The organism is Sphingomonas sp. (genome assembly GCF_019749955.1).
GTDB lineage: Bacteria > Pseudomonadota > Alphaproteobacteria > Sphingomonadales > Sphingomonadaceae > Sphingomonas.
Window position 1 is genome coordinate 1 of the sequence record NZ_JAIEPC010000112.1, and the last position, 11,805, is coordinate 11,805.

General features: G+C 64.2%; 9 protein-coding genes and 2 pseudogenes. 10 read left to right on the top strand and 1 reads right to left on the bottom strand.

The window, feature by feature from the left end; translation table 11 throughout:
- The 7 genes from K2W81_RS15735 to lpdA all read left to right on the top strand — a co-directional run.
- Nucleotides 1–734, top strand: a 734-nt coding sequence (locus tag K2W81_RS15735) for a malate dehydrogenase (RefSeq protein ID WP_294106257.1), incomplete at its 5' end; no start/stop codon positions are given.
- Between the two features lie 36 nt (nt 735–770).
- Nucleotides 771–1,241 (top strand): DUF29 domain-containing protein, encoded by a 471-nt coding sequence (locus tag K2W81_RS15740; RefSeq protein WP_294106259.1) that lies wholly within the window; start codon nt 771–773, stop codon nt 1,239–1,241.
- Nucleotides 1,242–1,270: 29 nt separating this feature from the next.
- The gene (gene sucD, locus K2W81_RS15745; protein ID WP_294106261.1) at nt 1,271–2,155 is read left to right on the top strand and encodes a succinate--CoA ligase subunit alpha; all 885 of its coding nucleotides are present in this window, start codon (nt 1,271–1,273) and stop codon (nt 2,153–2,155) included.
- 145 nt (nt 2,156–2,300) lie between these two features.
- The gene (locus K2W81_RS15750) at nt 2,301–5,237 is read left to right on the top strand and encodes a 2-oxoglutarate dehydrogenase E1 component (RefSeq protein WP_294106272.1); all 2,937 of its coding nucleotides are present in this window, start codon (nt 2,301–2,303) and stop codon (nt 5,235–5,237) included.
- Between the two features lie 4 nt (nt 5,238–5,241).
- A complete protein-coding gene (odhB, locus tag K2W81_RS15755; protein WP_294106263.1) occupies nt 5,242–6,453 on the top strand; it encodes a 2-oxoglutarate dehydrogenase complex dihydrolipoyllysine-residue succinyltransferase in 1,212 nt (403 codons plus the stop codon).
- Nucleotide 6,454: 1 nt separating this feature from the next.
- Nucleotides 6,455–6,781, top strand: coding sequence for a hypothetical protein (locus tag K2W81_RS15760; RefSeq protein WP_294106264.1), 327 nt, complete (start codon nt 6,455–6,457; stop codon nt 6,779–6,781).
- Nucleotides 6,774–8,180, top strand: a complete 1,407-nt coding sequence (lpdA, locus tag K2W81_RS15765; protein ID WP_294106266.1) for a dihydrolipoyl dehydrogenase — start codon at nt 6,774–6,776, stop codon at nt 8,178–8,180. Before K2W81_RS15760 ends, lpdA begins: the two co-directional genes overlap by 8 nt.
- A 6-nt stretch (nt 8,181–8,186) precedes the next feature.
- On the opposite strand, the gene K2W81_RS15770 is transcribed toward lpdA, so the two are convergent.
- Nucleotides 8,187–10,196 (bottom strand): methyl-accepting chemotaxis protein, encoded by a 2,010-nt coding sequence (locus K2W81_RS15770; RefSeq protein WP_294106268.1) that lies wholly within the window; start codon nt 10,194–10,196, stop codon nt 8,187–8,189.
- A gap of 96 nt (nt 10,197–10,292) precedes the next feature.
- Here K2W81_RS15770 and K2W81_RS15775 point away from each other — a divergent pair, with 96 nt between their 5' ends.
- The 3 genes and pseudogenes from K2W81_RS15775 to K2W81_RS15785 form a co-directional block, all read left to right on the top strand.
- Nucleotides 10,293–11,042, top strand: coding sequence for an alpha/beta hydrolase (locus K2W81_RS15775; protein WP_294106270.1), 750 nt, complete (start codon nt 10,293–10,295; stop codon nt 11,040–11,042).
- A pseudogene (locus tag K2W81_RS15780) lies at nt 11,000–11,374 on the top strand (IS21 family transposase); the annotation flags it as partial. The gene K2W81_RS15775 and the pseudogene K2W81_RS15780, both read left to right, overlap by 43 nt.
- Before the next feature lie 58 nt (nt 11,375–11,432).
- Nucleotides 11,433–11,729: pseudogene (locus tag K2W81_RS15785) on the top strand (transposase); the annotation flags it as partial.
- Between the last annotated feature and the right edge of the window lie 76 nt (nt 11,730–11,805).

Genomic DNA, 11,805 nt, shown 5'->3' on the forward strand with positions numbered 1-11,805 from the left:
TCACCGCCGGTGTCGCCCGCAAGCCGGGGATGAGCCGCGACGATCTGCTCGGCATCAACCTGAAGGTGATGAAGGCCGTCGGCGAAGGCATCGCTGCCAACGCGCCCGACGCATTCGTGATCTGCATCACCAACCCGCTCGACGCGATGGTGTGGGCGCTGCGCGAATTCTCCGGCCTGCCGCACCAGAAGGTCGTCGGTATGGCGGGCGTGCTCGATTCGTCGCGCTTCAGCCATTTCCTCGCCGATGAATTCAATGTGTCGGTCAAGGACGTGACGAGCTTCGTGCTCGGCGGCCATGGCGACACGATGGTGCCGGTGATCCAGTATTCGACCGTGTCGGGCATCCCGGTGCCCGATCTGATCGCAATGGGCATGTCGACGCAGGAGCGCATCGACGCGATCGTCCAGCGCACCCGCAGCGGCGGCGGCGAGATCGTCGCGCTGCTCAAGACCGGCTCGGCCTATTACGCCCCGGCGACGTCGGCGATTTCGATGGCGCAGGCCTATCTGGGCGACGAAAAGCGCGTGCTGCCCGCCGCAGTCCACCTGACCGGCCAATACGGCATCGACAATCTCTATGTCGGCGTGCCGGTGGTGATCGGTGCGGGCGGTGCGGAAAAGGTGGTCGAGATCGCGCTCGACGACGAAGCCAAGGGCAACCTTGCCGTGTCGGTCGATGCGGTGAAGGAGCTGCTGGTGGCGTGCAAGGCGATCGACGGCAGCCTAGGCTGATTTCGAGTGCGTGCCCGAACGTGATATCGAGGTCGAATGGCTGAGCGCGAACATATCATTGCAGCGAGGCGCCAAGTGCCCGGCTATGCGGAGGACTATGCCGCGTGGCTACAGCACCAGATTGACCTGATGCGGGCAGGGCGCTGGTCGGATCTCGATACCGAACATTTGATCGACGAGGTCGAGGATTTGGGAAGATCGGAATTCAACGCATTTGTCAGCGCGGTCGAAATCGTGCTCGTTCACATGCTCAAATGGGATTTTCAGCCTGAACGGCGCACGCCGAGCTCGATCGCGTCGATCATTGAGCATCGTCGGCGCATCGTGCGCCTGTTGAAACAGAATCCGAGCTACAAGTCGCGGATCGCTGAAGCGATTGAGGTGGCATATGACACCGCACAAGCGAAGGCGTCTGGTCAGACCAACCTGCCACTCGCCACATTCCCAAGCCAAAATCCCTATGGCTGGGAAGCCATCACCATGCGCGAGCATGTGCTCGACGCTTAACCCGCCGATAACGACGGAGCCTTTACCTAATGTCCATCCTCGTCGACAAGAATACCAAGGTCATCACGCAAGGGATGACCGGCGAAACCGGTAGCTTCCATACGCAGGCGGCGCTCGATTACGGCACGCAGATGGTTGGCGGCGTCACGCCGGGGAAGGGCGGGACCGAGCATCTCGGCCTGCCCGTCTACAACACCGTCGAGGAAGCCGTCGCAAAGACGGGTGCTACCGCGAGCGTCATCTATGTGCCGCCGCCCTTTGCCGCTGACTCGATCCTTGAGGCGATCGACGCGCAAGTGCCGCTGATTGTGACGATCACCGAAGGCATTCCGGTGCTCGACATGGTCAAGGTCAAGCGCGCGCTGTCGGGATCGAAGTCGCGGCTGATCGGGCCGAACTGCCCCGGTGTGCTGACGCCCGGCGAATGCAAGATTGGCATCATGCCCGGCAGCATCTTTTCGAAAGGCTCGGTCGGGGTCGTGTCGCGCTCGGGCACGCTCACTTATGAAGCGGTGTTCCAGACGACCAATGCGGGTCTTGGCCAGACGACAGCGGTTGGCATCGGCGGCGATCCGGTCAACGGCACCAATTTCATCGACGTGCTCGAACTTTTCCTTGCTGATCCCGAAACGCATTCGATGATCATGATCGGCGAAATCGGCGGTTCGGCCGAAGAAGAAGCCGCGCAATTCCTGATCGACGAAGCCAAGCGCGGCCGCAAAAAGCCGATGGCGGGCTTCATCGCGGGGCGCACCGCGCCTCCCGGTCGCCGCATGGGCCATGCCGGGGCGATCGTCTCGGGCGGGCAGGGCGGCGCCGAAGACAAGATCGCGGCGATGGAAGCCGCCGGCATCAAGGTCGCGGCCAGCCCGAGCCTGTTGGGCGAAACGCTGCTCGAAGTGTTGAAGGGTTGAGAGAAAAGCCCTTCTCCCACCGGGAGAAGGTGGCCCGAAGGGCCGGATGAGGGCGACTTTCGGGACCGCCATCGCCCTCACCCTCCCACCGCTTGCGCGGCGGGCCCCGCCCTCTCCCGTTGGGAGAGGGAAATGGAGAATGATCATGGGCTATGAAGGCCAGGATTTCGAAGCACTCGCAGGCTCGGTGAGCCCGGCGTTCATCGACACGCTCTATGCGCGCTACCAGGCGTCGCCCGACAGCGTCGAACCCGCGTGGCGCGGTTTTTTCGAAGGGCTGGAGGCAGCGTCGAGCGGCCCGAGCTGGCGGGCGAAAAACTGGCCCGCGACCGACACCGATGATCTGACCGCCGCACTCGACCCATCGCAAATGGCGCCCGCCGCCAAGCCCGGCAAGACCGGCTCTGGGGGCGAGGCGAAACCCGCTGCCGCCCCCGCCGCGCCGCAGGTCGACGTCACCCGCGCCGCCGCCGATTCGATCCGCGCAATGATGCTGATCCGCACTTACCGTGTGCGCGGGCATCTCGCCGCCAATCTTGATCCGCTCGGCCTCACCAAGCAGGAATTGCCCGCTGATCTGACACCCGAATATCATGGCTTCTCGGGCGCCGATCTCGATCGCCCGGTCTATATCGGCGGCGCGCTCGGGCTTGAGACCGCGACGATCCGCGAGCTCGTCGACATCCTCCGGGCGAACTACTGCGGCAATGTCGGCCTTGAATATATGCACATCGCCGATGTCGAGGAGCGCCGGTTCCTGCAGGAGCGGATGGAGGGCAAGGACAAGGCCATCCAGTTCAGCCCCGAAGGCAAGAAGGCGATCCTGAACAAGGTGATCGAGGCCGAGCAATGGGAGAAATTCCTCGGCCGCAAATACGTGGGCACCAAGCGTTTCGGCCTCGACGGCGGCGAAAGCATGATCCCCGCGCTTGAAAGCGTGATCAAATATGGCGGCCAATATGGCGTGCGCGAGATCGTGTACGGCATGGCGCATCGCGGGCGGCTGAACGTGCTCGCCAATGTGATGGCCAAGGCCTACCGCGTGATCTTCCACGAATTTTCGGGCGGGTCGGACAATCCCGATGATGTCGCCGGATCGGGCGACGTCAAATACCATCTCGGCACCAGCACCGACCGCGAATTCGACGGCATCAACGTCCATATGTCGCTGGTCGCCAATCCGTCGCACCTCGAAGCCGCCGATCCGGTGGTGCTCGGCAAGACGCGCGCGATCCAGACGATTGCGGGCGATGATCTCCACACCGGTTCGCTGCCGGTGCTGATCCACGGCGACGCCGCCTTTGCGGGGCAGGGCATCGTATGGGAATGTCTCGGCTTTTCGGGCATCCGCGGGTATAATACCGGCGGCTGCCTGCACTTCATCATCAACAACCAGATCGGCTTCACCACCAGCCCGCAATATGCGCGCAGCTCGCCTTATCCGAGCGATGTCGCGAAGGGCGTCCAGGCACCGATCTTCCACGTCAATGGCGATGATCCCGAAGCGGTGACCTTTGCCACCAAAATGGCGATCGAATTCCGCCAGCGCTTCCACCGCGACATCGTGATCGACATGTGGTGCTATCGCCGCTTCGGCCATAACGAGGGCGACGAGCCGAGCTTCACCCAGCCGCTGATGTACGACCGCATTCGCCAGCACCCGCCGGTCAGCGACATCTATGGCAAAAAGCTGATCGCGCAGGGCGTGGTCGATCAGGCGTGGATCGACGGCCAGATCAAGGCTTTCATCGACTTGCTCGAAGGCGAATTCGAAGCGGGCGCCGTCTACAAGCCCAATCGCGCCGATTGGTTCGCGGGGCGCTGGTCGGGGCTGCATGCCCCCGCCGATCCCGAAACCGCGCGCCGCAATATCGAAACCGGCATCGAACCGAAGCTGTTCGACAGCATCGGCCGCACGCTCACCACCGTTCCCGACAGCGTCAAGATCCACAAGACGCTGTCGCGCGTCATCGACGCCAAGCGGGCGATGTTCACCAGCGGCGAAGGCTTTGACTGGGCGACCGGCGAAGCGCTCGCTTTCGGGTCGCTGTTGTCGGAAGGTTACGGCGTCCGTTTGTCGGGGCAGGATTCGGGGCGCGGCACCTTCAGCCAGCGCCACGCGGTGTGGGTCGACCAGACCGACGAGCATAAATATGTGCCGCTCTGGACGATCGAGCATGGCAGCTTCGAAGTGCTCGACTCGCCGCTCTCCGAATACGGCGTGCTCGGCTTCGAATATGGCTATGCGCTTGCTGATCCGAAGACGCTCGTGCTGTGGGAAGCGCAGTTCGGCGATTTCATGAACGGCGCGCAGATCATGATCGATCAGTTCATTGCGGCGGGCGAAGCCAAGTGGCTGCGCGCCAATGGCCTGGTGATGCTGCTGCCGCACGGTTACGAAGGGCAGGGGCCCGAGCATAGCTCGGCGCGGCCCGAACGCTTCCTGCAACTCTGCGCGGGTGACAATATGCAGGTCGCCAATTGCACGACGCCGGCGAACTATTTCCACCTGCTGCGGCGGCAGATGCACCGGTCGTTCCGCAAACCCTTGATCATCTTCACCCCCAAATCGCTGCTGCGCCACAAGCTGGCGGTGTCGAAGGCAGCCGATTTCCAGAACGACAGCCACTTCATGCGCATCCTCAGCGACCCTTGGGCGCCTGCGGACACCGATGTGCAGCGGCTGGTGCTCTGCACCGGCAAGGTCGCCTATGACCTGATGGAAGCGCGCAACGCGGCGGGCGACAAGAACACCGCGATCGTGCGGATCGAGCAACTCTATCCCTTCCCCGGCGAGCCACTGACCGAGCGGCTCAAGCGCATGACCAATCTGGAACATGTCGTCTGGGCGCAGGAAGAACCCAAGAACAATGGCGCGTGGAGCTTCGTCGAGCCGTTCATCGAGGAATGTCTGGTCGAAGCGGGCGGCGCGGTGCAGCGCCCGCGCTACGCCGGCCGCGCGGCGGCGGCATCGCCTGCGACAGGCCTGATGAAGCGCCACCAGATGGAACAAGCGGCGCTCGTAGCCGATGCGCTGGGGCATAATGTCCGCGAAGAAATCCGTCGTACCCGGAAAGGCTGACGAAATGGCAACCGAAGTCAAAGTGCCCGTGCTGGGCGAATCGATTACCGAAGCGACCTTGGGCGAATGGCTCAAGCAGCCGGGCGATCCTGTCGCGCTCGACGAACCCGTGGCGAGCCTTGAGACCGACAAGGTCTCGATCGAAGTCGGCGCGCCCGCCGCTGGCGTGATGGGCGCGCACGCGGTGAAGGTCGGCGATACCGTCGAAGTCGGCGCGATGATCGCGACGATCGAAGACGGCGCCGCTGCCCCCGCCCCTGCCAAGGCTGCCGAGCCTGAACCCGCGCGCTCGGCAACCGAGATTGCCGCCGCGAGTGACGCCGCCCCCGCCGCGCTGTCGCCCTCGGTGCGCCGTGCGGTGCTCGAAACCGGCGTCGATCCCGCGACCGTCACCGGCACCGGCAAGGATGGTCGCCTGACCAAGGACGATGTGCTCGCGGCGAAATCGACCCCGGCGCCGAGCTCCGCGCCCGTCGCGCCCGCAGCGCCGACGCCAGCACCCGCGCCGTCGGGCGAACGCCGTGAAGAGCGCGTCCGCATGACGCGCCTGCGCCAGACGATCGCGCGCCGCCTGAAGGAAGCGCAAAACACCGCCGCGATGCTCACCACCTTCAACGACGTCGACATGACGGCGGTGATCGAGGCGCGGGCGAAGTACAAGGACCTGTTCGAAAAGAAGCACGGTGTCCGGCTGGGCTTCATGGGCTTCTTCGCCAAGGCGGCGTGCCTTGCATTGAAGGACATCCCCAACGTCAATGCGTCGATCGACGGTGATGAGATCGTCTATCACGATTATGCCGACATTTCGGTCGCGGTGTCGTCACCCGGCGGGCTGGTGGTGCCGGTGGTGCGGAATGCCGATACGATGTCTGTCGCTGAAATCGAGCGCACGATCGGCGATTTCGGCAAGCGCGCCAAGGACGGCACGCTGAAGGTGGAGGAGATGCAGGGCGGCACCTTCACGATCAGCAACGGCGGCGTGTTCGGCTCGCTGATGTCGACCCCGATCATCAACCCGCCGCAGTCGGCGGTGCTGGGCTTGCACCGCATCGAGGATCGCCCGGTCGTGCGCGACGGCCAGATCGTCATCCGCCCGATGATGTACTTGGCGCTCAGCTACGACCACCGGCTGATCGACGGCCGCGAGGCAGTCACGTTCCTCGTCGCGCTCAAAAATGCTATCGAGGACCCGACGCGGATACTGATCGATTTGTAAGGTGCGTGTAATTGCCATCCTTGTTGTCGTCGCCGTCTTGTCTGGGTGCTCGGGTCCAGAAAAATTTGGTGCCAAATTGCGTGGGGTTGAAGCAAAGGCTTGGGACACCTGCAGATCAGCAGTCTATAGGGACATGTCCGACCGCTTGGCATTCAGTCCGCCCGGTATTCAACGAACGAACGTCTTCATAAAGTTTTCTTTCGACGAACTTCACGCGATGAAAGTTGGCGGTCCGGTCAGTTGCCAAACGAACGCTCAAGGAACCAAAGTCACTGAACTGAAATGGCTGTTTGGCAGCAAGAGATTCGGGAAGAAGATCGATGACTGATAGTTCCTACGATTACGATGTCCTCATCATCGGTTCCGGCCCTGGCGGCTATGTCGCGGCGATCCGCGCGGCGCAGCTTGGGCTGAAGACCGCGTGTGTGGAATCGCGCGAGACGCTTGGGGGCACCTGCCTCAACGTTGGCTGCATTCCGTCGAAGGCGATGCTGCACGCGTCCGAATTCTTTAACGATGCGGCAAGCGGCATGATGGCCAAGCTCGGCGTCAAGCTCGGCTCGGTCGAGCTCGACATGGACGCGCTCCACGCGCAGCGGCTCGATGCGGTCAAGCAGCTGACGGGCGGCATCGCCTTCCTGTTCAAGAAGAACAAGGTCGATTGGCTGAAAGGCCATGCGAAGTTCACCGGCACTGACACGGTCGAGGTCGGGGGCACCAGCTACCGCGCGAAGAACATCGTCATCGCCACCGGATCGAGCGTTACGCCGCTGCCCGGCGTCGCAGTCGATAACGCCGCGCAGATCATCGTCGATTCAACCGGCGCGCTCGAACTCGCCAAGGTGCCCGAACATCTCGTCGTCATCGGCGGCGGCGTGATCGGGCTCGAGCTCGGATCGGTTTGGAAGCGGCTCGGCGCGAAAGTCACCTGCGTCGAATTCCTCGACCAGATCCTCCCCGGTTTCGACGGCGAAGTCCGCAAGGAATCGAACAAGATCTTCAAGAAGCAGGGGATCGAGTTCAAGCTGTCGACCAAGGTCACCGGCGTGGCGGTCGCGGACGGCAAGGCAAGCGTCACCGTCGAACCCGCTGCGGGCGGGACGGCGGAAACGATCACCGCCGACTGCGTCCTCGTCTCGATCGGCCGCCGCCCCAATACCGAGGGGCTGAACCTCGACGCTGCGGGCATCACTCCCAACAAGCGCGGCCAGATCGAGATCGACCACCGTTTCGCCACCGGCGTCCCCGGCATCTGGGCAATTGGCGACGTCGTCCCCGGTCCGATGCTCGCGCACAAGGCCGAGGATGAAGGCATTGCGGTGGCCGAGAATATCGCTGGGCTCACCGGCATCGTGAACCACGATGTCATCCCGTCGGTGGTCTACACCTGGCCCGAAATCGCAGGCGTCGGCCTGACCGAAGAAGCCGCAAAGGAGCGCGGTGAGATAAAGGTCGGTAAATTCCCGATGCTCGCCAACAGCCGCGCCAAGACCAACCACGAGCCCGACGGCTTCGTGAAAGTCATCGCCGACGCCAAGACCGATCGCGTGCTCGGCGTTTGGGTGATTGCGTCAGTCGCGGGGTCAATGATCGCGCAGGCCGCCCAGGCAATGGAATTCGGCGCGACGAGCGAAGACATCGCCTACACCTGCCACGCCCACCCGACCCATGCCGAAGCGTTCAAGGAAGCGGCCATGGGCGTGACCGGCAAGCCGATCCATATCTGACCCGCCTCAGGCAGCGACCTGGGCGTTGCGGATGTCGGAGGTGAAATCGATGATCGCCGTGTCGAGCGTCGCCAGATCGCCGACCACGCGCGCGAAGGCGCCGACGATTTCGCTTGAGGAGCGGGCGGCCTGGCCGGCGGCGTGGTCGGCCTGCGTGATGCTGTCGGTCAGCGCCGCGACCGTCTGATTGGCGACGCGCATCGTCCGCTCAATCGAATCGATGCGGGTCGACTGATCGGCGATCCCGGACGAAATGTCGCGCGATGAGGCCGCCAGCCCGTCGATCGCGTCGAGCACATTCTGGAAGGCGGTCACCACGGCGGCATTGGCAGCGCGCATGTCGCCAATCTGTGCGGCAATGTCGCGCGTGGCGGACCGCGTTGAATTGGCGAGTGCTTTGACCTCATCGGCGACGACCATGAAGCCCCGACCTGCCTCACCGACGCGGGCGGCTTCGATCGAGGCATTGAGCGCGAGCAAATTGGTTTTGGCGGCGACATCGGCGATCAGCAATTGCATCGCTTCGATGCGATCGGCGGCGGCGGCGAAATCGGCGATCCGCGCATTGGCGGCATCGACCCGACCAAAGGCCTCTTCAGCCATTGATCGACCGTCGTCGGACCGCAGCCGCAAGTCCTTCAGCCGCGCCGCGATCGACACAATGCTCGGCGCGACGCTGTCGACCGCGTCGCGGATCTGGCTCGCCGCCGTTGTCGCAAGGTGCGATTGTTCGCGGGTGGTGAGCGCGTCATTGGCCATCGCGCCCGCAGCCACGTCAACGCTCGCCGCTGCCGCACGCGCGGTGCCAACGAGCCCGACGATATGCGCTTCAAGATCAGTCGCGAGCGACACCACGGTGTGGCGTTCGAGGTCGCGGCGCAGCTTCGCATGCTCGGCTGCCTGCGCCATCAGCGCGGCATTCTCGCGCTTGACCTGGTCGACGATGGATTCGAGCGCGCGGCGCGCTTCCTCGCGCTGGTCGATCAGCCGCTGCTGCAAGGCTTCGCGCTCGCTCGCCATCGAGACAAAGCCCTGCAGCGCGCGGGCGATGACGCCGACATCATTGTGCAATCCCGTGCCCGGCACCGATGCGGTATAGTCGCCGTCGGACAGCTGGGCGATGCGGCGCGTTAATGCCCGCAAGCTGTCTGACAGTGTCGCGATCAGCGCGGTGCCCAACAGGAACACAACCACGACGACACCGATCGACAGCGCTAGGTTGAAGTGCAACCGCCCGGTCAGCCGGTCGATCCGCGCGTGCAGCAACCGGTCGAGATTATCGGCTGCCTCAACCCACAGCGCATTGCGGGCCGCACCCAGCGCCGCCAGCCCTGCGGCGTCGCGGTGATCGAGATAGGCTTGGGCGGCGCGATCGAGGTCGTCCGCCAGCGCCTTCAGCCGACCGGTCGCCAAGCTATGGTCGCCATTGCCCTCGATCGCGCGGTCGAGCGACAGGTGGATTGCCGCAACGGCGCGCATCACGTCGCGGCGATGCATCGGCAAGGACGTCGCGGCTTCTTCGGGCGTCGTCGCATCGGCCAGTGCCCGCAGTTTCAGCAGGGCGATGTCCATCAGATAATAGCTATCGAGATCGGGATCGAGGATGAGGTTCGACTTGTCACCAATCGCGGTGATCAGCGCGCCGATGTCGCGCTGCGCCTGTGCCGGTGGCGCTTTAGCCAGCGCCTGGTCGGCGCTGCGCGCGAGTGATGCGGTACCGAACAGCGCGTCGTGTTCGACGCCTGCCGAGGTGAGCGCGGTCCTCAGCGCGGCGCGTTCGGGCGGCGCAAGCGGTGCCCGGCTTGCCCGCTCATAGGCAGTCCAGCTTGGCCGCAGATAGCGTAGCCCGGCGATCTCGCGCTGCGCGAACTCGACATCCTTCATGCTCTGTTCGACGAAAAGCTGGCCGAGCAGCCCCGCTGGCACCAGCCCCAGCAGCAGCAGCAGCGACAGCATGACGGGCAGCGGAAGCCGCCCGAAAATGCGCGATAGCTGGAGCCGACCGAAGGGGTTCATCGGGCATCGCTATGGCCAGCGTGCTAAAGATGCGGTTAAGCGCGTCTTGCGCCGTTGCTCTCGACCTACCCAAGATGGGGCTGCTAGGGTCTGCGCATGACCACCGCGCCCGCTCTTCCACCCCCCAGCCGCCTGCTTTGGGCTGCCGAACTGCCGCGCGCGGTATGGACGCTCGCCGAGCTGGCCGCGAGCAAGCCGGGCGCGGAGCCGCGCGGCGACGGACGGCCGCTGCTGCTGCTGCCAGGCCTGATCAACGCCGACCGGTCGATGCTGATCATGGCGCGTTATCTGCGCCGCCTGGGCTATCGAGTGGAGACCTGGGGGCTGGGCCGCAATTTCGGCACGCGCACCGTCGGCATGGACGGGGAGCGGCTGCTCGCGCGGGTCGAGGATTATGCCGCGCGCGCCGGGGCACCCGTGACGCTGATCGGCGTGTCGCTCGGCGGCATCATGGCGCGGCTCGCGGCGCACCGGTTGGGGGCGGGGGTGGTGCGCGAAGTTATCACCATTGCCTCACCCTATGCCGCCGGACCGCGCGCGACCAATGTCTGGCGCACCTATCAGCTCGTCAGCGGCGAGCGGATCGACGACCCCGTGCTGCTTGCGCGCCAGGCCGAAATCGCCGCACCTTTGCCGATGCCCGCCACCGCGATCTGGAGCCCGAGCGACGGCCTCGTCAACGGCCGCGCCTGCTATGCTGAGGGCGAGCCGGGACTGCGCGTGATCGAAATCAAGGGCAGCCACATCGGCGTGCATTTCCGTGCGAAAGTGTTGCGGACGGTGGCGGGGGTGTTGGGGGGCGTAACCGCCCGGTCAGCTTGCAGATTTACCCCGATCGGATCGTGATCGCGGCTGAGGGTCAGATCTTGTGCGCACACAGGCGGATCATCGATCGATCCCATCACACCGGCGGGCGGACGGTCTATGACTGGCGGCATTATCTGGCGGTGATCGAGCGCAAGCCGGGTGCCTTGCGCAATGGTGCCCCGTTCGCGGAGATGCCCGATGCGTTCCGGCAGCTCCAAAGTCAGCTCCTGCGCCGCCCTGGCGGAGACAGAGAGATGGCCGAGATCCTCGCCCTTGTGCTCCAGCATGATGAGCAGGTCGTGCTATGCGCTGTTGAACTGGCACTGGAAGCCGGCGTTGCCACCAAGACGCATGTTCTCAATGTCCTGCACGGGACTGTCAGGAATTTTGTGCGGGAGGCCATAAGATGGAATGGGAAGGACCATCGATATGGCGATTGACAAGGACATGTTGGACCAGTTGCTTGCGGGGCGTGATCCGCAGGATCTGTTTGCGAAGGACGGTTTGCTCGACGAGCTGAAGAAGGCGCTCTCCGAGCGCATGCTGTCAGCGGAGCTGGATGATCATCTGGAGAACGAAGGCGCCGCAGGCGCAACCAACCGTCGCAACGGCTCGTCGCGAAAGACGATGCTGACGGGCACATCGAAGGTGACGTTGGACGTGCCGCGGGATCGCGCGGGGACGTTCGATCCGAAGCTGATCACCAAATACCAGCGCCGTTTTCCCGTACGCCTCCGATAGCGGCCGCCTTGCCCGTGGGGTGATGGTCCGGTCTTAAGCCTGCTCTTGAGAGCGAGCTTAG